The organism is Rhodococcus sp. IEGM 1372, assembly GCF_030056835.1.
Taxonomy (GTDB): domain Bacteria; phylum Actinomycetota; class Actinomycetes; order Mycobacteriales; family Mycobacteriaceae; genus Rhodococcoides.
Genome location: NZ_JASHKS010000052.1, coordinates 1 through 26,256 on the forward strand (window position 1 = coordinate 1; position 26,256 = coordinate 26,256).

The window sequence follows — 26,256 nt, forward strand, 5'->3', positions numbered from 1 at the left end:
TTCAGTAGATCCCTATCCTAAGCGGGTCCAGTGTCCGAAATCCCTGGGCCGATCACTACTGCTGACTGGGAACGCCATGAGCGCCCAGGACGCGCTCCGGTGGGGATTGGTCAACCGCGTCGTTCCTCAGGCCGAAGTGCTGAGCACTGCTCTTGCCCTCGCAGACGTCATCTCCGCGAACGCACCGCTCGCTGTTCAGGCGAGCAAGCGCGTCGCTCGCGGCATCAATGACGGCGAGATCGAGACGGAAGCCCGCAGCTGGGAACTCAGCGAACAGGCCCTGGAGTCACTGAGCCGGTCGGCCGACACTGTCGAGGGAATCATGGCCTTCATGCAGAAACGCGATCCGGTGTGGACCGGCAAGTGAGTTCGATCAAGAACGGAATCACCTTGCGCCGACTGCGTGCAGTCGAACTTTCGAGGTAGGTTCCCTGTTCTGTGCAGCAGTGAAAAGGGTTCCGCCAGAGGGTAGCTGTTCAATCAGAGGAACCAGAGAACCGCCGAGCCCGGTCGGTTTCCGGTAACCCCAGGAACGACAGCAGACGCGTGAGAATTTCGCCCCGCCACGCGCTCGATGACCAGGTGTGGTCGGCACCGGTGATCGCGGTGAATGTCGCGTGTGGCAACAGCTCTGCGTAACGGCGTCCGTACTCGAGCGGCACGATCTGGTCTGCCGTGCCGTGGACGATGTCGACGGGGCCGTCGTATCCGGCCGCAGCCTCGTACACATCGAGGCCATTGCGGATGTCGTCGAAAAATGCCCGTCCGAGCCACATGCCGCCGAAGTCGAAGCCGCCGTTCTGTGCGACGGAATCGATGGGCTGGCCATGGATCTCGTGCTTGACGGTGATGTCGTCGACGACAACGCCTGCAGGTGACCACAGGGTGAGGCTGGCGACACGGTCGGACAGGAGCGCGGCCGCCATTGCCGCTTCCACTGCGCCGAGGCTGTGGGCGAGAACGTGCACCGGTGCAGATCGATCGGCAGCGAACTCCCGGATCATGGTCGACACCTGCTCGACCTCGTCGCGCAGGGTGATGTCCTCGAACTCGCCGTCGCTGATGCCTTGGCCGAGTCGGTCGTATGCGCGTACGACTGCTCCCGCTTCGACCAGGCGTCGAGCGATCTGCACGAAGAGGCGCTGTGGTCCGATGCTCGAGTCGCTGAAGCCGTGCACGATCAGAACGGACGGCGCTGTTCTGTCGGAGTTCTCGGGTCGATACTCGTTGCCGCGGATCACCTGCCCACGATGGGGAGTGTGAGCGTGGCCATGCCGGGGTTCTGGAGGTCCATCTCAGTTGCTCCGGTCGGCAAAGCCTGCCGGTAAGTCTGCGGGCGCGGTGTCGATGACGGTGTCGTCGTCGATACCGACGTACTCGAACAAGGTGATGTGCGCGAACTCCGGCACGACGTAGATCGGGTAGGTGGGGCCCTGATCGCGGAACTGACGCATTTCGTCGAGGTGGTCGTTCTGGAACAGGACGGTTTTGGACCCGTCGAGTTCCACCCAGTGAGGAAAGAAGATGGTGCCGTGCAGAACGCGGTCCTCGGGAACGACGTTGACGACGACGCTCGTGCCGGTCGGCTCGTTCCACGAGATCTTGTAGACGCCGCGGCCGAGTCCGACGAGATCGACTTCTTGTCCCTTAACCCACCGGCCGCCAACCATTCCGGTGTGGATCCGGTAGTCGATGGTGGTGGCGTTCTTGACGTACATCTCGTACTGCCACCCGTTGGCATAGGTGTAGACGAATCGATGGCCGATGATCGCGTCCAGGGCCTGTTCGGGAGTGGGGTCGGAAACGCTGGTGTGAATGCTCATGACTCCATGATCACCCAGAAATGCGTTTGTTGCAAACCTAAATTAGACTGAGTAGTCTGGCGCGGTGGACGATTCCGACAGCGCACCCGGTCTCGCGGATATCGCCCGCCATCTCAGCGAGGAGATAGGCCCCTTCCGCCGCGTGCTGCTCAACGCCTCCCGCTCGCGCGCAGGGCTCAAAGCCCTGCCCGACGCGCAGATCGAGATCCTGCGGCGACTCTTTCCGGACAAGTGGGAGGGCCCCACAGTGCTCGGGCGTCAGCTGGGGTTGGCACGCCCCACGATCAGCAACCTCGTCCGAACGATGGAATCGGACGGCCTCGTCGCTCGCCGACCCGACGATTCGGATGCTCGAAGCATGCGCGTCGGCCTCACCGATCTTGCCCGAGAGCAATTGCGCATCTACGACATTGCGGCAGAGGGGCTTCTCGTGAATATCCTCGACGACCTGACACCGGCCGAGCAACGCACCCTCCGTGACGCCACTGCGCTGCTCGGCCGAATCCGCGAGGCGCTCGAACACGGCGACGACCTGCCGCGGCGACAGAGTTCGTGAGGGCTCGGCGAGCAATTCACTTCGATACTTCACTGCGTGTGCACATCTGAATCGGTCGTCCTGTTCTCGCGTCCACGGAACGTAAATCAACAAAGATTCAAGTAATTCGGCCACATGTGCACTGGGTGTCATATAGCGTCGAATCATGTCCTTCACATCGGACATCCCGCCGCGGACGTATCCGGCCAATCGTCGAAGCGTTCTGCGCTCGTACCGTTTTCATCCGACGATCAAGGAAGTTCGATCATGGGAAAGCTCGACGGGAAAGTAGCCTTCATCACCGGTGCAGCACGTGGACAAGGGCGCAGCCATGCGCTTCGTCTCGCACAAGAAGGTGCCGACATCATCGCGGTCGACATCTGCGCACAGATCGATACGGTCGCCTATCCGATGGCCACATCGGAAGATCTCGCACAGACCGTGAAAGAAGTCGAGGCGCTCGATCGGCGCATCGTCGCCAAGGAAGCCGATGTCCGCGATTACGACGCGATGAAAGCGGCAGTGGACTCGGCGGTAGCCGAACTCGGACCCATCGACATCATTCTGGCGAACGCCGGAATAGCACCCCAGGGTGCCGAAAATCCCGACGAAGTGAAGACCTTCCGCGATGTGGTGGAGGTCAATCTCTTCGGTGTGTGGAACGCCGTTCAGGCCGGGGTTCCGAGCATGATCGCCAAGGGCCAGGGCGGGTCGATCGTGTTGACCAGCTCGACTCAGGGCCTGTCCGGTGCGGGCGGTAACGGGTCCGGTGCCGGAGACGGCTACGCGGCCAGTAAGCACGCGGTCGTGGGGTTGATGCGCACGTTCACCAATTGGCTTGCGCAGTACTCCATACGCGTCAACACCGTGCACCCGACCGGGGTGAACACGCCGATGGTCGTCAACGACGTCATGCAGAAGTTCCTCACCGAAAACCCCGACGCCACAGCCATGCTCGGCAATTTGCTTCCGGTTCCGATGCTCGAAGCGATCGATATCAGCAACGCCATCGCGTGGCTGGTGTCCGACGATGCGCGGTACGTCACCGGCGTCACCTTGCCCGTCGACGCCGGCTTCCTGGCCAAGTAGGAGACGGACATGGGCAAGCTGGAAGGCAAAGTCGCATTCATCACCGGGGCCGCTCGTAGTCAGGGGCGAAGTCACGCAATACGTCTCGCTCAGGAGGGCGCGGACATCATCGCCGTCGACCTGTGCGGACCGGTCGACACCATCGAGATGTATCCGCCGTCGACCGAAGCGGACCTCGCCGAAACGGTGAAGCAGGTCGAAGCGCTCGACCGGCGAATCGTCGCCACCAAGGCCGACGTGCGCGATTCGGCCGCGCTGAGAAAGGCCGTCGACGACGGCGTCGCCGAACTCGGACGACTCGACATCGTCCTGGGCAATGCGGGAGTGTTCGAGATCGCGCCTGCCCTCGATATCACCGACGACGCATGGCAGAACATGATCGACGTCAACCTCACGGGCGTCTGGAACACCTGCAAAGTTGCTCTGCCGCATCTGATCGCCGGCGGTCGCGGTGGTTCCATCGTGCTGACGAGTTCGACGGCGGGCCTCAAGGGCACACCGAACACGGTGCATTACACCGCGACCAAGCACGGTGTCGTCGGCATCATGCGCACTCTCGCAAACGAATTCGGGCAACACAGTATTCGCGTCAACACTGTTCATCCGACCGGTGTGGACACCGTCATGATTCAGAATCCCAAGACGTGGGGGTTGTTCGCTCCCGACGATCCGAACCCGTCGCGAGAGAAGTCGGCACCGATCTTCCAAACCACGAATACGCTGCCGGTGCCGTGGATCGAGGCAATCGACATCTCCAACGCGATAGCGTTCCTGGTCTCCGACGATGCTCGATACATCACGGGTGCAACGCTTCCTGTCGATGCGGGGTACACGGTCAAATGACTGCTACCGCGTCGATCGGTGAGGTGCGCCGGCGGATTGCGGCGCACCTCGTGGGTCGAGACCGTGAACTCGATCTCCTGTTGGCAGCGGTCGCGGCCGGGCGGGACCTGCTCCTCGAGGGCCCGCCCGGCACCAGCAAGAGCACGCTGCTCGGCGCGATCACCTCCGAGTGGTCCATTCCGCTGTACTTCGTCGAGGGCAACGCCGATCTCACACCGGCCCGAATTGTCGGGCACCACAACCCGGCTCGGGTTCTTCGCGAGGACTACAGCGAGGACAACTTCGTAGCGGGACCGCTGATCGACGCGATGCGCACCGGCGGTTTTCTCTACATCGAAGAGTTCAATCGCGCACCCGAGGACACTCTGAACACGCTTCTCACCGCGATGGCAGAACGACGCATCGTGGTCCCGCGCGTCGGCACCGTGCACGCGTTACCGACGTTCCGCCTCGTTGCATCGATGAACCCCTACGACAACGTCGGTACGAGCCGCCTGTCGACCAGCGTCCACGACCGTCTGTGTCGTCTTGCCATCGGCTACCAGGATGCCGAAGCGGAACGCGGCATCGTGGGTCTCCGTAGCGAATCCGACTCCGCGCGACTGATCGCCGACGCCGTGGCCGTCACTCGGATGACGCGTGAGCACGAGGACATCACCCAGGGCAGCAGTGTGCGCGGGGCAATCGATCTGACCCTCGTCGCTCAGCAATTGGCAGATCTGCGGGAGGTGGCGATTCCGCTCGTCACCGACATCGATCCACCGAGGGGCCTGCCCGAGGACTACCAGCAGGTGATGCTCGACGCGATGTACGTTGCCCTGTCCGGGCGCATTCACATCGACGAGACGGCCGACGCACCAGCAGAAATGGTCTTGCACACGATATGGCAGGACCACTTCGTGCTGCGTCCCGCTGCGGCGGCGCCTGGTTGAAGAGCCGTCGAGGCCGATTCGCCGATCACACGGCCGGGGACACGTAAGCCGGCAGGAACTCTGAAGCCGTTGCGCCGCAAACCGAAACAGCTGACGGAGTCACCGTCGCTGTTTCGTCCCGGCGGCGGTAGCGGTGCAGTACTGATCGCTCAAGGCCGCAGCAAGCCGGGTAAGGCTGCCGGCGAGAACAATCCGTCGGCACCCGGATTCACCGAGGAGTCGGCCGAAGTGATTCCGCTGACCGACGCGACCGAAAGCGAGTCGACTGCCGACGCCGCGACTCGGGCCCGCGCCCGAAAGATCGCGGCTCGTCTGGCAGTTCGGCGTCCACGCATCGACACACGCGCACGGCGTGGCGTCGGGGAGTTGACGTCTCTGCGCTATCGAGGCGGCAGTGACGAGATCGACCTGGACCGCATGCTCGAGGTGTTGGCGGCCAATCCGATACCGGAAGACGATGACATCGTCGTCCGAGAACGCTTGCACACCAAGCGATCCATCGTTCTGGTGGTCGACATATCGGGGTCGATGAAGGGCGAACGGGTGCGCACAGCGGCCGCGACCGTCGGCGCTCTGGCCGGTGAGATGAACCGAGACAACCTCGCGGTCGTCGCGTTCTGGTCCGACGCGGCCGTACTCACTCGATTCGGCGACTCGCGGACCCCATTGGATATTCTCGACACCGTTCTCCGCATTCCGGCGCGGGGATTGACCAACGTGCAGTTCGCGCTCGAGACCGCGGCGGGGCTATTGCGTACGGCGTCGGCTCCCGATCCACGGGTTCTTCTGCTCTCGGACTGCGTCCACAACGCCGGTCCCGATCCACGCCCGACCGCAGCCAGGATCGCGCGCCTGGACGTACTGCTGGACACGTCGGGTGAACATGACGTCGATCTCGGACGGGATCTCGCGCGATTAGGGCACGGTCGTATACGGACCATCAAGACCTACCGCGACGTCGCACCGGCACTGAGTTCACTGTTCGGAGACTGACGTGTGAAGGTCGTGATTCACGTGTTCGCACACGACATCGGCATCAGGCACCTCTCGGGTCAGGAGTCGGACGTCACGTGCGCAGGTCTTTTCGCATGATGACTCGCGGGATTCCGCCCGATACCGATGTCGTCTCGGCTGCGAATTCGAAGCCGGCCGACTCGAACAGTCCGCGGGTGCCGACGTAGGCCATCGTCAGATCGACCTTTGCACCCTTGTTGTCCACCGGATAGCCCTCGATCGCCGGAGCACCGTGATCGGCCGCGAAGCGAACGGCACCGTCCAACAGCACGTGCGCGATCCCGCGTTTGCGGTGTCCGGCCTTGACGCGAAAGCACCAGGCCGTCCAGACCGGTAGATCGTCGACGTGCGGGATCTTGTTCGAGCGCGCGAACGGCAGCTCCGCGCGTGGTGCCACTGCAGCCCAACCGACCACCTCGTCCCCGTCGTAGGCCAGTACGCCCGGTGCGACTTTTCGACGGGTCAGCTTCTCGACGTATGCGGCGCGTTCCGGACCGACGAGTGCTCTGTTGGTCGCGGAATCGATTCGATGACTCAGACACCAACAGACCGAGGACGTCGGGTTCTTCGGGCCGAGAATCGTCCGCAGATCCGCGAACGACGTGGCCGGCCGTACCGAGAAGCTCACCAGACGACCATACCGAGGATCGGTGTCGAATTACCGGTCCGGTAGGCGGGATTTTCGAGGCGGTACGGTCGAGACGTGAACACTTCGATCGTCGCTGCCGGTGCACTGTGAGCATCTCTTCGAGCGACCGTGCTTTTCTGGCCCGTGCCGTGGATCTTGCTGCAGAGGCGGCGCGGACGGGCAACGATCCGTTCGGCTCGATTCTGGTGTCGGACAGTGGCGAGTTGTTGGCCGAGGACAGGAACAGGGTCGGCGACCGAGGCGATCCCACCCAGCATCCCGAGATCGCACTGTCTCGGTGGGCTGCGACCAACCTGGACGCCGATCAGCGTCGATCCTCTACGGTCTACACCTCCGGTGAGCACTGTGTGATGTGCTCTGCGAGCCACGGCATAGTCGGACTCGGCCGCATCGTCTACGCCACGTCGACGGCTCAATTGCTCACGTGGCTCGAAGAATTCGGTGCTGCACCACTCGCCATCACGCCGTCGCCCATCGAGGAGATCGTGCCCGGCATCGCGGTGGACGGACCGGTCGCCGAGTTCAGCGAGACCGTTCGCGAACTGCACAGGCAACGCCACACTTCTGCGCAGTAGTGGGGCAGTGATGGTGCAGGCAGATATCGAAGTCGGAGCAGGGCACCGTACGAGAGCGATGACGACTGCGCTCGCGGTGACCGGCGGTGCCGGCGTCGTACTCGCATGGCTCGAGTTCGTCCTCATCCGTCAGCAGCTTGCGGTGGGATTGTGGGTCATCGCCGTGGCAGTCGTCTCAACGTGTCTCGTCTCGTCCGATGCCGGAAAGCATGTAGGCGTGGGGACTTCGCTCGGGTCCGTCACCGTCGTGACTCAGGTGGCATGGCTGGTGACGGATCTGCACGCCCTGTGGGTCACGGCCTTGGCTGCGTCGACAGCGCTCGGCTTCTATCTGCTCGCGTCGGCGTGGGCAGGCCGTTCCAAGGTCTCCGCTCGTGGGGTGGCCACCGCCGTCCCAGCGGTCTTCGCTACAGCGATTGCATTGGTGATTTCCGTCGTGGTCGTCGGCACGGCGGCCAGTCCTGCACCACTGGTTCGATCGCTTCATGCGTTGGGGCAGAGCAATTCCTTCGAGCCCGACACGCAGACGGCGACGACGGTGGTCGACGGAGCACGCCTCACCAACGACGTCGAATACGGCTCGACGCTTCCGAATTCGTTTCTCGACATATACATCGCCGACGACGATCCATCGGTCAGCCGGCCCACATACATCGTAATTCACGGTGGTGGCTGGATTGTCGGAGACAAAATGGACGGTGCGCCCAGCGGCAATTCCGGTGGCGCGTCGTGGGCCGGCCCCATGCTCGACGCGGGCTACAACGTGGTGTCGGTGAACTACGCGTTCGCGCCGAGCTACCGATTTCCCACGCAGACAATCCAACTGGGCCAGGCCATGCAGTTCCTGGAAACGAACGCGGACGGGTACGGACTCGACATGAGTCGCGTCGTCCTCGCCGGAACCAGTGCGGGTGGCCACATCGTGGGCAACTACGCTGCCGTGCAGACCAATTCCGATTACGCGCGGGCGCTGGGTATCGAGCCCACCATCGATCGAAGTGCTGTGAAGGCCTTGGTATTCGAGAGTGCTGCCCTCGATGTCGGTAGAGCGGGCGCACCGCAATCACCGAGCCCGTCGAACGGTTTCTTCTTCGACATCGCCGCCCGAAGCTACCTCGATACCACCGACCGAGCGTTGCTGGCGCAGGCGAACGTCATCGACAACGTCACGGCCGACTTTCCGCCGAGTTTCATCTCCGACGGCAACACCGGTACCTTCCCCGACCAGGCAGCCGAACTGAGCGCTGCGCTTGATCGAGTGGGCGTCGACAACCGCCTGAACCTGTACAGCAAGAACGAGGCGAGACTGGATCATTCGTTCATGTCGGTGGACTCGGAATGGACCGACGACTACACCCGACTCAAGATCGAGTTCCTCCGCGACATCGTCTGAGCCGCTGCTCCTCAGCTCGGTCCGAAACGCTCCGTTCGGATGTTCGCTGCCGAGTGCCCCCGCTGCACCAGCATGTCGGCCACTGTGTCCACGAAACTCGTGGGGCCACAGATGTAGCAACGCGGCTCGAACTCCGCCGGCCATCCGTGTGCGTCGAGGTCCTCGACCGTGATGCGGCCGAGGGGCCGTGCGTTACCGGCAGGAGCACGCCGCGTGTGGATCATGGTGACGTCCACGCCGGCCGGTGGACGAGCCCATTCGTCCGCGAAGTAGACCTCCGCGGGTTCGCGCACGGAGTACAGCACCCGGAACGGCACCCGACCGCCGTCCGCGGACGCCTGCGCACGAACCATCGCGCGGAGCGGGACGATGCCGGAACCGCCGCCCACCAACAGGATCGGTGGAGACGGGGTCTCGGAGGGCCGGGAGGGCCGCCAGACGAACCATCGACCCACCGGTCCGCGGATCTCGATGCGATCGCCGACCTCGACGGCCTCGACCAGGTACGGCGATACCTCGCCGTCCGCGACGTTCTGCACCGTGATCTCGATGCGCGACGTTCCGTCGGGTGCCGACGCCAGGGAGTAGCTTCGCTGTGCGCTGTAGCCGTCCTCGGCGGTGAGCTTGACGTCCACGTGCTGCCCGGCAAGATGGCCGGGCCACCCGTCGACGTCGAGAACGAGGGTGGACGCGGTGGGTGTCTCACGCCGCACGGTCGCCACCGTGGCAACGAGCCAAGGTTTCGCCCCGGCCGCCGATGTCACGTCAGTCGCCCTGGTATCGCTGCTCGCGCCACGGATCTCCGTAGTCGTGGTACCCGCCGCGTTCCCAGAAGCCCTGTTCGTTCTCCACGGTGAGCTCGATGCGTGAGATCCACTTCGCCGATTTCCAGAAATACAGATGCGGGACCAGAAGCCTTGCCGGACCGCCGTGTTCGCGAGTCAGGGGAGCGCCGTCGAACTCGGTGACCAGCCAGGCCTTCCCATCCCTGAGGTCCTCGAGGGGAAGATTGGTGGTGTAGCCGTCGAAGCCGTGCACCACGACGTAGCCGGCATCGGTATCGAGACCGTCCAACAAAACGTCCAGGCTCACGCCCTTCCAGGTGGTGTCGAGCTTCGACCACTTGGTGACGCAGTGGATGTCGACGGTCGGAGTCTCGTGCGGAAGATCCGCGAATTCGCCCCAGGTCCAGCTGCGAGTCTCGCCGTGTTCGGTGGTGATCGAGAACGACCACGTGTCGGTTGCGACCACGGGCGCAGGCCCGATCGCGAGGACGGGAAAATCCTTGGTCGGATACTGACCGGGGGGAGTACGCCCGTCGTCGCCGCGTCGGCGGCCCACGAAGCCCTTCGAGATCAATGCCATGGTGGCAAATTGTCCTCCCGCGGTCGGGAGTCTGACAAGTCGGACGCCACGGCGATGTCGGCGCCCACCCGGCCGCGGCACGCCGTGGGGCAGGCTCGTCGCATCTACTGCCGAGTGATCCGCACCAGTAGTCCTGCGACGTGGGCGGAAGCAGCGATTCGTGCGGCTTCGGCGTCCCCGGTCTCGATGGCGTCGACGATTCTCTCGTGTTCTCCGACTGCGAGTCGTCGACCGGTGTCCCCGGTCCAGATGTCCGATCTGTAGAGATGCGCCTGGCTGTCCAGACGCAGAAGTGCATCGCTGAGTGGACGATTTTTGGCAATGTCCCGAATTCGAGTGTGGAAACGCAGATCGAGCATCGAGTCACGTCGGGAATCGGCAGGTTCGCCGAGCAGCTCTCGCTGTTCGGCGATCATCGTCCGAAGTTCTTCGATCGCGTCGTTCGTGGCGTTCAAGGTCGCGCGATGCGCTGCCAGCCCGTCGAGTAGTTCCCGAACCTCGAACACCGACCTGATGGTGTTGTCGTCCAGGGAGTCGACCTTCGCGCCTGCGTTCCGGGTGTGAACGGCGATGCCCTCGTAGATCAGCTGTTGCACTGCCTCCCGAACCGGAGTTCGGCTGACATTGAGCTTTGCGGCCAGTGCCGGAACGCTCAAGGCAGTGCCGGGAGCCAGCTCGCCGGAGAAGATCTGCTCACGCAGTATCGCGTGAACCGATTCGGTGAGCAGTTCGCGTTCGGTTGTGGTCATGTGTCCCATCCGCGCATGTGAAGGATCCTGCAGTGCTCCATTGTCACCTACTGGGCCTCCAGCGCTCGCGCAGCTGGACCCGCTTCCGGTTGACCCCTCCGATCGTGCGCCGTGTCATGAGTTGGAACCCGATGCGTGCCACTTGCCCACGAGAGCGCGGGAGAGTACGCCGAAGAGGGAGAAGACGGCGATCCCGAACGCCGAGGCTATCGCGATCGCGGCGATGAGGTCCTCGGACTGCAACCGGCTCCGATAGACGTCGAGAAGTGTGCCGATACCCGGTTGTCCTTTGGCGAAGAACATGTCACCGATGATCGCGCCGACGACGACCAACCCTGCCGCGGTACGGACTCCGGTCATGATCGCCGGAAGTGCCGCGCGCAATTCGAGTTTGGTCAAGCGCTCCCACCGCGATGCACGGCCGAGCGTGAACAGCTCGTGCAACCCACGGTCCACCGATTGGAGGCCGAAGTGTGTGTTGGTGATGATGGGAAACGCGGCGATCATGACGCACACGATGATGCGGGCAACCATGCCGTAGCCGAACCAGAGTCCGATCAGCGGGACGATAGCGAGAATCGGTATGACCTGCAGGACAACAGCATAGGGATACACGGCCCGCTCGATCCATCGGGCCTGATTCATCAGGATGCCCACGGCCAGACCGAACAGTACTGCGATCACGAATCCGCATGCAGTCACCCGTGCAGTGACGGCGAGGGCTTCGAGCATGGGGCGCAGATGAGACCAGTCCGCAAGAGAGCCCGTCAGTACGCGATGAGGTGCCGGCAGAAGAAATCGACGTTCCGGTGCGAGAACGGCGTATGTCACCACGTACCACGCGATGATCGCGACTGCGAACGAGGCGACGGGTACCGCGATGGATTTCAAGGCGCTGTTCGATCTGCGTGCAATGGAACTCGAACGCCGTTCCTCGGCGCTGCCGGTGCGAACACGGGGCATACGGACTGCGAGTGACAGCGTCATGAGGCCGTTCCCCGCAGACTGGCGGAAATCCGGGCGACGTAGTCCGTGAACGCGCGATCGAATCGAAGGTCCTCCGTGCGGGGGCCGTCGAACTCGATGTCCACAACCGAGTGAATTCGTCCCGGCCGCGGTGTCATCACGACGACACGATCCGCGAGAAACACTGCCTCCGACACCGAGTGCGTGATGAACATGGCGGTCAATTCTCTGTCGGTACACAGCTTCTGAAGAAGGGATTGCATGTCGTATCGCGTCATTTCGTCGAGTGCGCCGAAGGGCTCGTCCAGCAGCAGGACGTCCGGTAGCAAGGTCAGTGCGCGGGCGAGCGACACCCTCATCTTCATGCCCCCGGACAGTGCGCTCGGAAGCTGATCGCCGAAGCCGTCCAGCCCCACCGCGTCGATTGCGGCCAGCGCTCTACTGCGGCAGGTCTGTTTGTCGACGGACCCCAGTTCGGCGGACAGTTCCACATTTCCCAGAACATCGCGCCACGGAAGGAGTGTCGGCTCCTGAAAGATGAAGCCGACGGAATCGGTTCCCAGTGCGACGCTTCCGTCAGTGCAGCTTTCGAGACCCGCCGCCATTCGCAACAACGTCGATTTGCCGCACCCGGACGGACCGACCACGGCCACGAACTCACCTCGCCGGACAGCCAGGTCGATTCCGTCGAGTGCCGTTGTGCCGGTGGAGAATCGCTTCACCACCGAGTCGAAGACGATCTGAGTGGTTTTCGTCAGCCGAGTAGCGTCGGCATCCTGCATGGTGTCGATCAGATCCACTGCAGCCTCCAAAGTTGAGTGCATGTAATTGCCCGGTCTGTAGCCTGTATTACATGCATTGCAGCGACATTGCGGCTCGTTAAGTTCATGTCACGAACAAGACGCATCAGCGGCCTTCAGCTGGCATATATGCCGAAGTTGACTTGATTTCGAGGCTAGGGTCGTCTTCCGGCTTTACATGCAATCGGCTTCCATGCACACTGTCGTCAGTCGTTCGCCGCTCACGGCCTCTGCCAGCGGCCTCGCACACCGTCTCCCGAAATTTCCTTCAGCAGAGAGTTGCCAGCCATGGACAAGAAGAACCACTTCGTCGGCGCAGCGGTAGTGCTGGCCGCCTTGCTCGTCACCAGTGCCTGCAGCGCCGACGAGGCGAACAGCGTTGCCACGACGTCGATCGAACCCGTCGCGTCGCAGGACAGTCTGTCCGGTATCTGCCCGACGGCGGTGACCGTCCAGCTTCAGTGGCAGCCGCAATCCGACATGGGCGCACTGTTCGAGATGCTCGGTCCGGGATACACCGTCGACTCCGACGAGAAGTCGGTCACCGGCCCCCTCGTCGCGGAGGGCAAGGACACCGGAGTCGACATCACGCTCCGTGCGGGCGGGCCGGCCATCGGTTTTCAGTCGGTCACTTCGCAGATGTACGTGGATGATTCGATCGATCTCGGAATCGTGCACGGGGACCAGGTCATCGCCGCGGCCGCGGATCAGCCGGTGGTCGGTGTGACTCCACTTCTCAAGTACAGTCCCGCAATTCTGATGTGGGATCCGGAGAGTCATCCGGACTGGACATCGATCGAGGACATCGGCAAGTCCGACGCTACCGTCGTGGTGTCCAAGGAGCAGATCTTTCCGCAGTGGCTCGTAGACAAGGGACTGCTGAAATCCTCCCAACTCGACACCGGCTACGACGGTGCCCCGGCTCGTTTCGTCGGCGACCCGCAGATCGCCCAACAAGGATTCGCCAACTCCGAGCCGTACACCTACGAATCGGACACCCCGGCGTGGTCCAAGCCCGTCTCGTACCAGCTGGTGAAGGACACAGGATTCGACATCTACGCATCCAACGTGTCGGTGCGGGCCGACAAATTGGAAGCCCTGTCGCCGTGCCTCGACAAATTGGTTCCGATCGTTCAGCAGGCAACCGCGGATTACATCACCTCGCCCGCTGCAACCAATTCCGTGATCGTCGACATCGTTTCGCAGGACACGTCGTTCACCCCGTACACGGACGGCGAGGCGGCGTTCAGTTCGACATTGTTGAAAGAGCAGGGGCTGATCGCCAACGAAGCCGACGGTTCGGTCGGGACGTACGACCCGGTACGCACGCAGAGCAATCTTGCCGAGCTCGGTCCGGTTCTCGCCTCCGGCGGGGCCCAGATCCCGGCCGGCGCGACGGCCGAGGAACTGTTCACCAACCGCTTCACCGACCCATCGATCGGCATCGCCTGACGGCGCGCCTCACCCGACAGAACTTCCCCAACTCATAGGAGAATGGATCGCAATGAATTACGACCTGACCGAACTGGACCGCGAAAGCAGGATGGGTGGCGTCGGCACCGAGACGACGACACGCGAGATCAGACGAATCGACCTGTCCGACTTCGATGCTCGTCGTGACGACATCGCCGACGCGCTGTGGTCCGCGGCAACGGACATCGGATTCTTCCAGGTGGTCGAGCATGGAATCGACCTCGACGAGGTACGCCGCGCGTTCGAGGCTGCCGAAGCATTCTTCGCTTTGCCGAACGCCGTCAAGGAGCGCTACCCGTTGAAGAAGGGCTTCAACTCGGGCTGGGAGTACAAATCTCAGGTGCGGCCGTCCATCGGCACACCGGATCAGAAGGAGTCCTACCAGGTCACCCGACCACACGTGGACTCTCTGTGGCCATCGGAGTCCGAACTTGCCGGTTTCCGCGAGACCATCTTGTCCTTCGAGGCGAAGTGCTGGGAACTGGCCATGAAGTTGCTCTCGTGCTTCGCGGTGAAATTGGGATTCGATCGAGAATTCTTCACCAGGGCCCACGACCCGTCGTCACAGAACTATCAGAGCACGCTTCGGATGTTGCACTACTTCGCGATGGGCGAGCAGGCCGACACCTGGCGCGCAGGAGCCCACACCGACTTCGACTGTCTCACCTTGCTTTTTCAGCGTGACGGCCAGGGCGGACTTCAGGTCTGCCCCGGACGCGAGATGGATGCGCAGGAGTGGACGCCGATCGAACCGTCCGACGATGCGATCACCTGCAATATCGGCGACATGCTGATGCGGTGGAGCGACGACTTGTTGCCGTCCAACTTTCACCGGGTGAAGAACCCCGGCCCGGATGAGTATCAGGGCGCGCGGTACAGCCTTGCCTTCTTCGCTCAGGCAAATCGTGATGCCGTCATCGAAGGTCCGTCCGGCAAGTATTCGTCGATCACCGCCGAGGACTATCTCTACCAACGAATCAACGCCAACTTCGCTCGCTGAACGCGAGCAGAGCGTCATCGAAGGGACAATTCCTGTGCACGACACACTGATTCACGACGTCACGGTGTACTCGGGCGGGCAGTGGCTGCCACGCCGCGACGTCGTGGTCGGTGGCGGTAGGGTCACCGACATCCTCGACGTGGCTTCGTCGTCGAAGACCGGGGGGATCGACGGAGCCGGCGGCTATTTGATTCCTGGTTTCGTCAATACGCACACGCACATGCAGCAATCGTTGATGCGCGGGATCGCGGAGGGGATTCCGTTGCTCGAGTGGTTGCTGGCGGTGGCGGAGGATTCCGTGGCAATCACCCCCGAGCGGGCGTACACGGCGACCGTCGCCGCTTCCCTCGAGGCGTTACGCAGCGGCACTACCACACTTGTCGAACACATGTGGCCGCACCCGTCCACAGCCGTTCACGATGCGGTGATGAAAGGGTTGCGGGACACCGGTATTCGGGCAGTCCTTGGGCGAGGCACCGCCGACCGCGCCGATGCGACAAGGAGATGGGGCTTCGATCCACGGTTGATGCAGCCGTTGAGCGAGGTTCTCGACCATATCGACGAACTCACGAAAGCAACTGAGGGCAGCCGCATCACACCCGCTGTCGCGGTTCTCAACCCCCGCTCCCTGACCCCCGACGGGATGGCTGCAGTTCGCGAGTTCGCCCACTCGCGCGATATGACGGTGATGATCCACCTGCTCGAGACACAGACCGACGACTCCATGTGCCGCGAACATGCAGGACTCGGTGCCGTCGACTATCTCGATCGGAACGACTTTCTGTGGGATCGGGTCCTGGCCGTCCACTGTGTCGAATTGGATGCGCACGGCCGCTCGGTACTGGCCCGACGTGGGGTCGGGATCTCCTACAACCCGCTCAGCAACATGCGACTCGGCTCGGGCGTGGCGGCAGTACCCGAGATGCTCGCTGCTGGGCTACACGTCGGACTCGGAGTCGACGGCGCCGCCAGTAACGACACCCAGGACATGGTGGAAACTCTGCGGATCGGTGCTTACGTCCAGCGGGCAGTCAACAAGAAGGCGGATCTCTTCGGATTCGACGCGATGATGGACATGGCCTCGGGAGGTGCGAACTCGGCTTTGGGACTGCACGCTCGATCGGGGGGAATTTCGGTCGGAGACGTCGCAGATCTGACGATGGTTCGGTTCGAGCGCGACTTCGCATGCCTACCGGTACGCGATCCCGGTGCATCGTTGTTGACGACTGGCACACGACAGATTGTCGATACCGTCTGGGTGGACGGCGAGGCGGTGATCCGTGACGGACGTAGCACCCGTGTCGACGAGGCCGAGCTCATTCGATCGCTGTCCGCGGTGGCACTGCGTCGCCCGCCGGAGTGACCGCCCAGTTCATGCGCGTTGCTCTGTGGTAAAGCGGCGGTGCAGTGCCCATGCACGGGCAAGTGCGAACGTTGCCGACAACACTGCTGCCACAACGGTGATGACGACAACAACGGTGGATGGACGGGTGCTGAAGTTGTGAAGCCACGCCATCCCGACACCGCTCGCCGTCGCCGCAACCGCACCGATCGGCAGCAGCAGAGCCGTGCACCGAGTGGTGCTCCGTGTCAGCTCATCACCGGATGCACGGAGCGTCAGGCGAACGGAGAACACGGAGGCGCAGTAGGCCAGGGCTGCGCTGACCGCATACAGTGCCAGCAAAGACCACGGTTCGATTGCCCAGCTTTCGCCGGTCCGAAGGCTCGACAGCGCCACGCCGAGCATGACCAACACCGGAGACAGTCCGAGCGCTGCACCGAAGAGCCCGGCAACCACGACCCGTCCGACACGGTTGCCCGCCTCACCCCGTGGGCGAATCCCGCAGCAGTACAGAACAAGGCCGGTGAGTGCGCCGATCACAGCTCCCGCTCCCGTTGCCGGTCCCAGCTCCGACCACGCACTGCCACGATAGACGCTCGTGAAACTCGTCCCGCCGTCGAAAAGGGTGAACGATTCACCTCGATAGGGCATGTCACCCACAGCCGTGGCAATGGCGGCGACCACCGAACCGAACAGAGCGAACCACACGGATTGTTTCCACACAGCACCATCATCGATCATCGAAACCGCCGAACGAAACACCCGGGTCCGAAAGTTCGGCTTCGCACTGGCAATCGACATACGACGTGGCGGGATGTCGCTGGTCAGTCGCTCAGTAGTCCGATCGCGGAGACGATCAGGTCGGTGCGCGGATCCCGCCACACCGCCGTGCCGTCGCGCACCACGGGCAGAAGCAGTCGCTTCTCCTGGATCGGCCATTGGATGTACGGGTAGTAACCTGCAAGTTCGCCCTGGACCGAGTCGGCAACGACGACGGTGGCGTCGGCGAGTGATTGTTCGATGTGCAACCCGCCGAACGAGAATCCTCGGAAGTGCTCGAGGACGGGGGCCTCGTGCCACGGGCTGGATTCGAGGCCGACGTGGCAGTGTCCGGTCTCCAGGAGTGCGATCGTCCACACCGACCGTTCGATGTGTTCGTCGGGGCCGTGCTTGCGGCAGTACAGATCTCGACCGACGGCACCACAAGCGTCGACAATCTGTGTAGGTGCTCCATGACCGGAGTTCGGGACGAACGGTAGACGCCATTGCTCGACGTACTCGTTCATCGGCCAATGCATGATTCCAGGGTGGCATGTGATGGCGCTAAGGCAACACCGAATTACGTCGATGCCGATAGCGGAGAGGTTGAAAACCCTAAGCGAGTGCAGCGACATGAACGATTCGACTGCGGAGAGACAGCACGAATTCGACCGCCTTCCAGTACAAAATTCCGACGAGAATCGACAGGGCGAATGCCAACCAGGGGTGGTCGTCGCGTAGCGGCAGGTAGACCTGGAAATGGGTCAGGTAGATGTAGAGCGAGGCGCTCGCCAGCACTCCTGCCACCCGGCTCAGCATGGCGGGGAATGGAATCGACGACAGCCACACCAACATGCACAGACCGATAGCGACGATGATTTCTCGTTGCGTGTCGCCGAAGAAGAACCCGGGCACCGTGCCCACGATGGCCGCCGTCACACACAGTCGCTGCCGGGTGGTGTCGGCCTGTGCCGCAGCCCAACCCAATGCGAACAACCAGAAGACCACGGACGCGGTCAGAATGCGGTTGGGACTGTCGTCGATGTCGATCAGCCCGTAGCGGGTGAGGAGTCCGAGGCCGACGAGTCCCATCGGGAACCAGAACGAGTGGTCACGCTCGAGTCGGTCGAGCAACGGAATGGCCAGTACCGCAACAGCGGCGAGAACGATGTACACGATGGCCTCGACAAACCAGTACCGCCATTCCGCGGACCAGCCGTCGGGGCCGAAGATGCCGTTGAGCAGAAAGGCGCTGGTGATTCGATAGTCTCCGGTGAGGGCGATGGCGAATGCGATCCACACCATGCTGGGGACAGCTATCCGGGCGACGCTTCGGAGCACGCGTCGCGTTCGTTCGTTGCGATCTGCCGTTCCGAGGTGAAAGCGGGCAAAGTTGTAGCCAGCTATCCCGAGTAGCACGTGGGCTCCGCCGAGCACCGCGAACAGGTGAATGTGTGAGCCGACGATCAGAACGATCGCGAGGGCACGCAGCAGGACGTTGGTCTCCACTCGGTGCCAGCCGCGGCGTGAACGCCGACCCCGATCGAACTCTCGCACCGGTGTGTTGTGCCAGTTCTCGGGGAGATGGCCGAGCATGGCCTCCAGCCGCATGGACATACGGACGTACGACAGCGAGTCGCCGCCCAAACTCACGAACGTACTGTCATCGTCCACCTGTGAGCAGTGCAGGATCTCGGCGAACAGCGCCTTCACGTCGGGGGTGGTCGGGACTGTGTCCGACGGGTCGAGTTCGGGCCGGGCGGCGATCTCCGCGACCGCCCGGAGATCCGGTTTGCCGGTAGGGGTTCGCGGCACTTGGTCGACTAGACATACCCGTACCGCTGAAGTGGGTAGTCCGCTGGTCTGCGCGGCAGTGCGGCGGACAGCGTCGCTGTCACCGCCCTCCACGACGACGACCAGCTCGTCGGCACCACCGGTGCAGCACGCTGTCAGCCCGTGCTGCGCAAGCGCTGACTCGACATGCTGCAAGTCGATACGCAGGCCGAACACCTTCGCGAATCGACTTCGGCGGCCCACCACCTCGTAGAGTCCGTCGTCCGTGAGCCGTGCGAGGTCGCCGGTGTGCAGTTCGCCCGAGAGGGTGTCACCGAGGCAAAGGTCATCGGGGCTCTCGGCGTACCCGAGCATGACATTCGGCCCCGAGTAGACGAGTTCGCCTGTACCGCTGGGGAAATCGTCGACCGTCTCCAGGCGGAAAGATCCCCCGGGAATCGGACGACCGATGGTGTGCGGGTGAGTGGCGGCGAGATCGGATGGCAGATAGGCCATTCGGGCAGTTGCCTCGGTCTGCCCGTACATGACGAACAGGTCCCATCCCCGACGTCGGCCCAGCTCGGCGTACTTCCGGACGCGTTCCGGCGGCATCTTGCCACCGGCCTGCGTGATGTAGCGCAGATCAGGCAGATCCAGCTGATCGAACCCCATCCGGTCGAGCAGATCGAAGGTGTACGGCACGCCGGCGAACGTCGTCGCGCGTTCGGCCCGCACGAGCTCCCAGAAGTCGGGATCTGTGACGGAAGAATTGTTCAGAATCAACGCGGCACCACGCAGAAGGTGGCTGTGTACGACCGACAGTCCGTAGCAGTAGTGCATGGGCAGTGTGGTCACTGCTCGGTCGGTGGCACGGATGCCGAGATACTCGGCGATCGACTCGGCGTTGGACTGAACGTTTCGGTGCGAGAGTCGGACGAGTTTGGGAGAGCCGGTCGAGCCGGACGTGCTGAGGAGCAACGCGAGGTCGGGGTGGAGGTGATGCCCGGGTCGTCGGCCGGCCTTCTCGATGACGCTGCTCCCGTCGACTGCGCGCACCACCACATCGGGCCGGTAGGTATCGATCAGGCCCTCGAGGTGGCCGAAGTTCTCACCCGGAGCCAGCAGCACCGGATGCCCGGAACGCAAGGCCGCGAGATACGTCACGATCACGTCGACGTCGTTGGAACCGGCAATCATCACCAGAGAACGCGTCGTCCCGAATTCCGATGCTCGACGCTCGACGCGTTCGTCCAGCTCACGGTAGGTGAGCGTGTCGTCTCCCGTGATCAGAGCTGGCTCGTCACCGAAGCGGCCGAGGTCGCGCGCAAATCGCACACCGGGGCGATCGAGGTAGGTCATCTCGCTGAGCACCGACGGAGTCTATATAAGGAATGCCGAACCTAACTAGATGGCCGCCACCCGGCCGTTCGGATTCACGGACTGCGATGCCAGGTTGCGAACACGATCAGTAGACCGCCGACCAACGCGGTGGAAATACTCTGTGCGATGAGCTCATCAGGTTCCGGCCTGGTGATGGACACTTCGAGGAATCGCACGACCAGTACCAGCAGCAGCGTTCCTGCGGTCTGCCTCTTCAACTGACCGAACGAGGTGGTTGTCAGTGAAGGCGGCAGGTCGAGGTCGTGGACGAACAATTCCCACAGACCGAATCCGACGATGAGAAGCACGGTCGCGATCAGGATGGAGTCGATACTTTCGAACAGTTTGACCAGCGCTTTGTCGGAGGAGAGGCCCTCGACGATGAGCAGACGGACGAAGTCCACACCCTTTGCGAAGGCCCACATATAGGTGACGGCCGACAGCAGCAGCGCAGTCGATGCGCCGACGATGCTCATGAAACGGACTTTTTCGACGGCAAGTCGGCGACCCGTTGGCTGCCCGTCCACAGTTGGTTGTGAATGGTGCTCAGAGTTGTCCGTCGGTGATGACATGTGTGGGTCCCTCCTGCGCTGTCTACAAGACCTTCAGCGAGTCTCCAACGCGTCGGCGAGCATATGCATTGCCGCGGTGGTCGACAGTGCACGGACACTTGCCCGTTCCCCGGGGAGATGAAGGGTGTGGGTGACGGTAGGTCGGCCCGTGACGGCGATAGCGAAGCAGACGGTGCCGACCGGTTTGGCCTCGGTGGCACCACCCGGGCCCGCGACGCCGCTGGTCGATACCGCGATGTCGACGTTCAGTCGATTCAGTGCGCCTTCGGCCATCAGCGCGGCCACTGGCTCGCTGACCGCTCCGTGCTGGTCGATGATTTCGGCGGGGACGTCGAGCAGGCCCGTTTTCGCCTCGTTGGCGTAGGACACCACCGCGCCGATGACGTACGCCGACGATCCTGCGCGGTCGGTCAGGCGTGCGGCGATCATCCCTCCGGTGCACGATTCTGCCGTGGCAATGCGATGCCCGGACAGACGGTGCGCGACGATGTCGTCGATGGTGGACCCGTCGGTCGAAAAGACCCGTGCACCATGGATTTTTCCGACGAGACGTTCGAGATCCACGTACGCAGGTCTCGCCGATTCGGCGTAGCGGGTCACCATTTCGAGCTCACCGAGACTCAGACAGGTGGTGATCTCGAGATCGTCGAATCCCGTGATCTCGCGCTCTGCCGTTCGCAGCGTGTCGGCGAGGTCGGCCTCGGACAGTCGGTAGCCGCGAATGGTGTCCTGACGCATCTGCGTGCGGCGGGCGAGGACCTCGGCGACGGGTGCGCTGTCGAGGGCTTCCGGCCACATCGCCTGCAGCTCGCGAGGTGGGCCGGGCAGAATGAGGACGGCGGGCAGTGATTTGGAGTCGTCGGCCGGTATCGCGACCCCGGGTGCGGTTCCGGTCGGTGAAATGGACTGTGCGCCTTGGGGAACCATCGCCTGCTTCCGAATACCGGCCCGTAGCGGCTCGGAGTCGGCTGCAGAACTCATGCGGCTTCGCCACCGTTGCACGATCGCGTGGATGCGATCTTCGAGCTCGGCGTCCAGCGTCAATTCGCGGCTGTACAGCGCGGCGACGGTCGGAACGGTGAGGTCGTCGGCGGTCGGACCCAAACCTCCGGTGGTGACGATCAAGTCGACGCGTTGATCGGCCAGAAACCGCACCTGCGCAGTCAGATCGTCCGGGCGATCACCGCACACGGTGATGTGGGCAACGTCGACGCCCATCTCCAGAAGTCGCTGGGCCACCCACGGGCCGTTCCGGTCGGTGACCCGACCGGCCAGAACCTCAGTTCCCGTGACCACCACACCTGCTCGCACAGTCATCCTTAGACCTTACTGACCGAGGTGTGTCGGTGACTTCTGCGGTTGGCTCGGGTCCAAGAAGTGACATTGACCGCGACCGAGGAGACAGTCATGACCACCACCCACACCAGCGCGCCGAGGAAGACCGCCCCGCGGATCGGCCTCGTTCTACAGATCCTCGTGATCGTCTTGCTCCTGTTCGACGCGATCAGCCACATTCTGAATCTGCAGGTGGTGAAGGACGCAACGGGCGACCTCGGCCTGCGTGACGACATGGCTCCGATCACCGGCATCGTCATGCTCGTCATCTTGATTCTGTACACGATTCCCGCGACGTCGATCTTGGGTGCCATCGTGCTGACCGGCTATCTCGGCGGTGCGGTGCTGACCAACTGGCGTGTCGAGAAGCCACTGCTGAGCACCGTGTTCTTCGCGATCTACGTGGGTATCGCGGCGTGGGGAGCGCTGTACCTACGGGACGAGCGGGTGCGCAGCATCATTCCGTTGCGCCGACCGTAGAGGGCAACGTTCGATCAACTCACGCCGCTACTCGACTGTTCAGATAGCCGAAGTTCTCCCTGAATTCTCCGCGAATGCGCGCGCGTTCGTCGAATGCTCGCAGAATCGCTACCTGCTGGCCGACGACTCGGAACTCGCGCGCGTCTGACGAATCCACTCGCGTTTGCCGCGAATTCTCTGTCCGCGAATGCAACTCGGGCAAGCAGGCCGCGCGGATTCCAATCGCCGAGGAATCAGTGTTTCGATCCAGGCTCTGCTTCAGAGCGGCCGATTGTCGACATGCGCGAAGTTGATTCGCCTCGGTGCGTTGGGGTCGCGCGGCGGTGGTTTCTGCCGTTCGGCAGCAGCGGCGAACCAACCACCTTCGGGAATGTCGATTTCGGGAATCTCTCGATTGTTCATGTCGATCTGCGTTGCGGTTTCGGGATCGGGATCGTCCCACAAAGTCGTCACATCTGCCGCTGCAGCGGCGAATTCGCTGCCATTGATGATGCACTGCGTTTCGTCTATTCCGAAATACGGCCACGCGAAGTGGACGCTCATCGGGCCGGGGACAGGCACAGCCGTGAGCACGAGTCCGATCCGCCCGTGTGTGCCGCTTCCGTTGCCACCGTTCGCCTGCAGGCCTCTGGGTCGGCCGGGAAGATTGGTGGAGACAGTGCCCTGAGCATCCTCGAAGCCGATCAGCATGGGCGGGGTATGGCCGGATTCGGGCTTTCCGAAGCCGTACATACCGAGGAATCGATCCGTGGTGGGGACCGCGGCTTCGACCGACAACGTCACGCACCGGCTGTAAATGTGTGCGCCGGTGAGCCATACCGCGATGGTGTCGGTGTGCGCGAGTACGAGTCTCAAGGGCACCAGGGCCGGAATCTCGTTGACTGGTACGCCCTGAAAGCGGACTGGTGCTGGGGTCGAGCCGGATTCATTGCTCACGCAAGCCACCCTGCACCAACGCTCGCAGGTGCGCAAGGCAAGGGATTCGGTGCTGGTGCCTCGGATGACCGAGACGTTCCGAGTCGGAAGCTAGGCTCTGCAAATGCGAACCGATCTGCGACGCGGTGGGGTGTGGGCGGACGTCGTGGTGGTCGTAGCGATTGTGACCGTCGGGACCGTGGTTGCCGGAGTCCTCGAAGATCAGCAGCCCTCCGTCGAGGCCATACTCGGCTGCGACGTCGTTCTTCCTGCCGAGGAGGGCATTTCTTTCTCGATCGGTTTTTACGGGGGTCGGTACGACAACCCCGACTATCCGTGGCTGACGGCAACGAAGGCGTCGGCAATGTCGACTGCGCTGGTCGAATCTCTGCCCACCGATGTGCAATTGGAGTTCGCGGCTCCCTCCAATTTTTTGATATTCCAACCGATCGATATCTATCCCGAAGGCGTGGAGATCGCGGAGGGTGTCACGGTCGAGGACATCAGCGGTGACAGTACGGCCTCAGGCGTCGTCGGTCGCGGTGAGGCGCGAGCGCTCCTTCGAGTATCGATCGAAGAGTGGGACGGTGAGCTACCGCCATGCGTCGAAGAGCGGGTCGACGAACGAACTACCATGCCCGACGGCACTGTTGTCGACACATTGGATGCGGTGTCCGACTTCAACGGAGGGGCGACGCATCGCCGTACTGCAGTAGCGTATTTCGCGGACACTCTCGTACACGCGAGAACGTCGAACGAAGGGAGCGACGCGATGCTCCCGCTGGAGGTGGACGAGCTCGCGGTATTGTCGCGAACCCTCAATTGCGCGTCACCGCAGAGGTTCCCGACGGAACACCGCCACCGCCTCGTGAATGTGGTTCGTACCGCGAGAATCCGACGCTCCCTCTGTCCAAGGACAGAGTCGAAAGCATCGGCGCGTCATTGGCCGAGCAGTGGGCAGTAGTCTTCCCTGATGCGCAATCCGATCGCCCCATCGGCGATCTGGTGCTCGGGTCGTCCGGAAGCGGAAGTGCGTGCACCATCGTGAACGTATCGACACCGACCGGTTCCGCGGAACTGAGTGTCGAAATATCGATCGATGACACCACTGCGAGGGGAAGCGTCGACGCGCAAGACAGCTCTGGTGTGAACCGATCGACTCTTCCCGACGGCACCGTTGTGACGCGCCGATCCGACGAAGCGCCGCGAGAAGGGCAGCCGCGCGAGTGGCTTAGCGTGCTCAGGCCGTCGAACACGCTCGTGCAGTTCAGTTTTGGAATCGAAATCGACGCCGATTCACTCGTCGAGCTCGCGTCGGCTTCAGGACTGGACCTGTAACTCCCGGCGATCGAAGGATGAGTCGCTATCGCGGACACGGTCAGTTCAGATCTTGTCAACGGCCAGCATGCACGAACAGGCTGTCGTTCATCCGAGCGTCTACGGCGATGATCGTCAGGTCGAGGTCCGGTTCTGCGGTCGGTTGGTCGACAGGCGGGCCGACGTAGACACAGATGCCGGTCTGGACGTCCAGTCGGACGGTGACCGGTGGTCCCGGGACCCAGTGGCGTGTCTCGGAGTCGTAGTGCCCGCTCAACAGTGCACAGCATTCGCAGCGGGCGTCGTATCGGTCCGTCGTGACTACAGTCGCCTGCCACGCCGGTCGGCCGTGATGCTCGACGGCCCTCACCTCGGATAATTCCGTGACTGTCTCGGTGGACGAATGATCGTGCCCGGAGCGGGTGACTTCGATGGGGTTGAGCATCGCGATCCACTGGTAGTTCTCGTAGAACGGGTCGTCATAGTCTACGAGCCATGAGTCGGCGATGGACGGTAGCGCTGAGACGAGGCCGTCGGAATCGAATGTCGGTGTCGTGTCCGACGGCCACCGCCCCTCCAACTGGCGAGGTGCGCCGTTCGAGTACTGCACCCCCATGCCCGCGTATGGGATTCCAGCGCCGACTCTTTCGACGAGCTTGCCGTTGGCGTCCTCCACGCGCATGTTGCCAGGACGACGGATCCATGCGTGCACCGAGAGCGTGTGGCGAGTAGGTAGGAGTTCGAACTCGACGGACTCCCACAGCCACGGTGACGACTGCGCCAACCGGCGGAACTGTTCGACGGACGGGTTCGTGATCATGTACCGATCATGCCGTCGAACCGCGGTTCAGTTCTGCACGTTTCCGTTCTCGGGAGGGTGTGGCACGTTTTCCTCGTCCACGTGCGCGCCTTCGACGGCGTCCGTCTCGGGGGTGTGCTCTCGGGGGCCGTCGTTGCTGCCCTGCGAGGGGACTGCATCGCTTGCGTCGGTCGGCATCGTCATGAAATCTCCACGGAGTCGGGGCGACAGGTCGCCGATGGATGTACATCGTGGGTGTGCCCCGCTGTGCCCAGAACTACACCCCCGAGATGCCAGAAGGACGACACGCCCCAGTTGGGGGGGTGTCCCTATGGTTTCTGTCAAGCTGCGTGAGCTGCGGGCGGTTGGTACAGGGTC

Annotated in this window: 31 protein-coding genes; 14 read left to right on the forward strand and 17 right to left on the reverse strand. The window is 62.9% G+C overall.

The features are described from left to right. The first annotated feature begins 43 nt into the window (after nt 1-43). Nucleotides 44-367 carry an enoyl-CoA hydratase-related protein gene (locus QM590_RS23945; RefSeq protein WP_332112706.1) on the forward strand — a complete coding sequence of 108 codons (324 nt, stop codon included), beginning with the start codon at nt 44-46 and terminating at the stop codon, nt 365-367. Nucleotides 368-476: 109 nt separating this feature from the next. Here the strand turns inward: QM590_RS23945 and QM590_RS23950 are convergent, their stop codons facing one another. Next, complete coding sequence (locus tag QM590_RS23950; protein WP_269596643.1) at nt 477-1,241, reverse strand: alpha/beta hydrolase; 765 nt, start codon at nt 1,239-1,241, stop codon at nt 477-479. 54 nt (nt 1,242-1,295) lie between these two features. Next, nucleotides 1,296-1,823 (reverse strand): phenolic acid decarboxylase, encoded by a 528-nt coding sequence (locus QM590_RS23955; RefSeq protein ID WP_269596644.1) that lies wholly within the window; start codon nt 1,821-1,823, stop codon nt 1,296-1,298. A gap of 64 nt (nt 1,824-1,887) precedes the next feature. On the opposite strand from QM590_RS23955, the gene QM590_RS23960 reads away from it, so the two are divergent. The 6 genes from QM590_RS23960 (at nt 1,888) to QM590_RS23985 (ending at nt 6,215) form a co-directional block, all read left to right on the forward strand. Further along, a complete protein-coding gene (locus QM590_RS23960; RefSeq protein ID WP_269596645.1) occupies nt 1,888-2,379 on the forward strand; it encodes a MarR family winged helix-turn-helix transcriptional regulator in 492 nt (163 codons plus the stop codon). 145 nt (nt 2,380-2,524) lie between these two features. Continuing rightward, complete coding sequence (locus QM590_RS23965; protein ID WP_269596646.1) at nt 2,525-2,650, forward strand: hypothetical protein; 126 nt, start codon at nt 2,525-2,527, stop codon at nt 2,648-2,650. Then, nucleotides 2,626-3,447: a mycofactocin-coupled SDR family oxidoreductase gene (locus tag QM590_RS23970; RefSeq protein ID WP_269596647.1), complete on the forward strand. Its 822-nt coding sequence runs from the start codon at nt 2,626-2,628 to the stop codon at nt 3,445-3,447. Before QM590_RS23965 ends, QM590_RS23970 begins: the two co-directional genes overlap by 25 nt. A gap of 9 nt (nt 3,448-3,456) precedes the next feature. After that, nucleotides 3,457-4,290 carry a mycofactocin-coupled SDR family oxidoreductase gene (locus QM590_RS23975; RefSeq protein ID WP_094639745.1) on the forward strand — a complete coding sequence of 278 codons (834 nt, stop codon included), beginning with the start codon at nt 3,457-3,459 and terminating at the stop codon, nt 4,288-4,290. Then, on the forward strand, nt 4,287-5,222 hold the full coding sequence (locus tag QM590_RS23980) for an AAA family ATPase (protein ID WP_269596648.1): 936 nt from the start codon (nt 4,287-4,289) through the stop codon (nt 5,220-5,222). The genes QM590_RS23975 and QM590_RS23980 overlap by 4 nt, the downstream gene beginning before the upstream one ends. Nucleotides 5,223-5,291: 69 nt before the next feature. Beyond that, nucleotides 5,292-6,215, forward strand: coding sequence for a vWA domain-containing protein (locus QM590_RS23985; protein ID WP_269596649.1), 924 nt, complete (start codon nt 5,292-5,294; stop codon nt 6,213-6,215). A gap of 73 nt (nt 6,216-6,288) precedes the next feature. On the opposite strand, the gene QM590_RS23990 is transcribed toward QM590_RS23985, so the two are convergent. Further along, nucleotides 6,289-6,864, reverse strand: coding sequence for a GNAT family N-acetyltransferase (locus tag QM590_RS23990; RefSeq protein ID WP_269596650.1), 576 nt, complete (start codon nt 6,862-6,864; stop codon nt 6,289-6,291). A 107-nt stretch (nt 6,865-6,971) separates the two neighbouring features. On the opposite strand from QM590_RS23990, the gene QM590_RS23995 reads away from it, so the two are divergent. After that, nucleotides 6,972-7,460 (forward strand): nucleoside deaminase, encoded by a 489-nt coding sequence (locus QM590_RS23995; protein WP_269596651.1) that lies wholly within the window; start codon nt 6,972-6,974, stop codon nt 7,458-7,460. A 58-nt stretch (nt 7,461-7,518) separates the two neighbouring features. Continuing rightward, on the forward strand, nt 7,519-8,853 hold the full coding sequence (locus QM590_RS24000; protein ID WP_269596652.1) for an alpha/beta hydrolase: 1,335 nt from the start codon (nt 7,519-7,521) through the stop codon (nt 8,851-8,853). Between the two features lie 11 nt (nt 8,854-8,864). Here QM590_RS24000 and QM590_RS24005 read toward each other — a convergent pair whose 3' ends face one another. The 5 genes from QM590_RS24005 to QM590_RS24025 all read right to left on the reverse strand — a co-directional run bounded on the left by QM590_RS24005 (nt 8,865) and on the right by QM590_RS24025 (nt 12,733). Beyond that, on the reverse strand, nt 8,865-9,617 hold the full coding sequence (locus tag QM590_RS24005; protein WP_149405216.1) for a ferredoxin reductase: 753 nt from the start codon (nt 9,615-9,617) through the stop codon (nt 8,865-8,867). Between the two features lies 1 nt (nt 9,618). Further along, entirely contained in the window at nt 9,619-10,218 is a 600-nt protein-coding gene (locus QM590_RS24010) for a sulfite oxidase-like oxidoreductase (protein ID WP_269596653.1), read from the reverse strand. Nucleotides 10,219-10,322: 104 nt separating this feature from the next. Then, entirely contained in the window at nt 10,323-10,967 is a 645-nt protein-coding gene (locus QM590_RS24015) for a GntR family transcriptional regulator (protein WP_269596654.1), read from the reverse strand. Between the two features lie 114 nt (nt 10,968-11,081). After that, nucleotides 11,082-11,954 (reverse strand): ABC transporter permease, encoded by an 873-nt coding sequence (locus QM590_RS24020; protein ID WP_269596655.1) that lies wholly within the window; start codon nt 11,952-11,954, stop codon nt 11,082-11,084. After that, on the reverse strand, nt 11,951-12,733 hold the full coding sequence (locus tag QM590_RS24025) for an ABC transporter ATP-binding protein (protein WP_269596656.1): 783 nt from the start codon (nt 12,731-12,733) through the stop codon (nt 11,951-11,953). The genes QM590_RS24020 and QM590_RS24025 overlap by 4 nt, the downstream gene beginning before the upstream one ends. Before the next feature lie 288 nt (nt 12,734-13,021). Between QM590_RS24025 and QM590_RS24030 the strand changes: the two genes are divergently transcribed. From QM590_RS24030 to QM590_RS24040, 3 genes are read left to right on the forward strand one after another with little or no spacing between them, the layout of a single operon-like run. Next, nucleotides 13,022-14,185 (forward strand): ABC transporter substrate-binding protein, encoded by a 1,164-nt coding sequence (locus QM590_RS24030; RefSeq protein ID WP_269596657.1) that lies wholly within the window; start codon nt 13,022-13,024, stop codon nt 14,183-14,185. A 52-nt stretch (nt 14,186-14,237) separates the two neighbouring features. After that, nucleotides 14,238-15,206 carry an isopenicillin N synthase family dioxygenase gene (locus tag QM590_RS24035; RefSeq protein WP_269596658.1) on the forward strand — a complete coding sequence of 323 codons (969 nt, stop codon included), beginning with the start codon at nt 14,238-14,240 and terminating at the stop codon, nt 15,204-15,206. 34 nt (nt 15,207-15,240) lie between these two features. After that, on the forward strand, nt 15,241-16,569 hold the full coding sequence (locus tag QM590_RS24040; protein WP_269596659.1) for an amidohydrolase family protein: 1,329 nt from the start codon (nt 15,241-15,243) through the stop codon (nt 16,567-16,569). 9 nt (nt 16,570-16,578) lie between these two features. On the opposite strand, the gene QM590_RS24045 is transcribed toward QM590_RS24040, so the two are convergent. The 5 genes from QM590_RS24045 to QM590_RS24065 all read right to left on the reverse strand — a co-directional run bounded on the left by QM590_RS24045 (nt 16,579) and on the right by QM590_RS24065 (nt 22,349). Then, nucleotides 16,579-17,256 (reverse strand): hypothetical protein, encoded by a 678-nt coding sequence (locus QM590_RS24045; RefSeq protein ID WP_283279361.1) that lies wholly within the window; start codon nt 17,254-17,256, stop codon nt 16,579-16,581. Between the two features lie 116 nt (nt 17,257-17,372). Further along, entirely contained in the window at nt 17,373-17,846 is a 474-nt protein-coding gene (locus QM590_RS24050; protein ID WP_269596661.1) for a hypothetical protein, read from the reverse strand. A gap of 76 nt (nt 17,847-17,922) precedes the next feature. Beyond that, on the reverse strand, nt 17,923-20,439 hold the full coding sequence (locus QM590_RS24055; protein WP_269596670.1) for an AMP-binding protein: 2,517 nt from the start codon (nt 20,437-20,439) through the stop codon (nt 17,923-17,925). Nucleotides 20,440-20,513: 74 nt separating this feature from the next. Continuing rightward, nucleotides 20,514-20,936: a YqhA family protein gene (locus tag QM590_RS24060; protein ID WP_269596662.1), complete on the reverse strand. Its 423-nt coding sequence runs from the start codon at nt 20,934-20,936 to the stop codon at nt 20,514-20,516. 129 nt (nt 20,937-21,065) lie between these two features. Continuing rightward, nucleotides 21,066-22,349, reverse strand: a complete 1,284-nt coding sequence (locus QM590_RS24065; protein ID WP_269596663.1) for a competence/damage-inducible protein A — start codon at nt 22,347-22,349, stop codon at nt 21,066-21,068. A 90-nt stretch (nt 22,350-22,439) separates the two neighbouring features. Between QM590_RS24065 and QM590_RS24070 the strand changes: the two genes are divergently transcribed. Continuing rightward, the gene (locus QM590_RS24070; protein ID WP_269596664.1) at nt 22,440-22,847 is read left to right on the forward strand and encodes a DoxX family protein; all 408 of its coding nucleotides are present in this window, start codon (nt 22,440-22,442) and stop codon (nt 22,845-22,847) included. Between the two features lie 19 nt (nt 22,848-22,866). Here the strand turns inward: QM590_RS24070 and QM590_RS24075 are convergent, their stop codons facing one another. Next, nucleotides 22,867-23,004 carry a hypothetical protein gene (locus QM590_RS24075; protein WP_269596665.1) on the reverse strand — a complete coding sequence of 46 codons (138 nt, stop codon included), beginning with the start codon at nt 23,002-23,004 and terminating at the stop codon, nt 22,867-22,869. A 101-nt stretch (nt 23,005-23,105) separates the two neighbouring features. Further along, nucleotides 23,106-23,708 carry a hypothetical protein gene (locus QM590_RS24080; protein ID WP_269596666.1) on the reverse strand — a complete coding sequence of 201 codons (603 nt, stop codon included), beginning with the start codon at nt 23,706-23,708 and terminating at the stop codon, nt 23,106-23,108. Between the two features lie 178 nt (nt 23,709-23,886). Between QM590_RS24080 and QM590_RS24085 the strand changes: the two genes are divergently transcribed. After that, nucleotides 23,887-24,726, forward strand: a complete 840-nt coding sequence (locus QM590_RS24085; RefSeq protein WP_269596667.1) for a hypothetical protein — start codon at nt 23,887-23,889, stop codon at nt 24,724-24,726. Nucleotides 24,727-25,155: 429 nt separating this feature from the next. Here the strand turns inward: QM590_RS24085 and QM590_RS24090 are convergent, their stop codons facing one another. After that, nucleotides 25,156-25,899 (reverse strand): hypothetical protein, encoded by a 744-nt coding sequence (locus tag QM590_RS24090; protein WP_269596668.1) that lies wholly within the window; start codon nt 25,897-25,899, stop codon nt 25,156-25,158. A gap of 27 nt (nt 25,900-25,926) precedes the next feature. After that, complete coding sequence (locus QM590_RS24095) at nt 25,927-26,082, reverse strand: hypothetical protein (protein ID WP_269596669.1); 156 nt, start codon at nt 26,080-26,082, stop codon at nt 25,927-25,929. Nucleotides 26,083-26,256 lie beyond the last annotated feature (174 nt).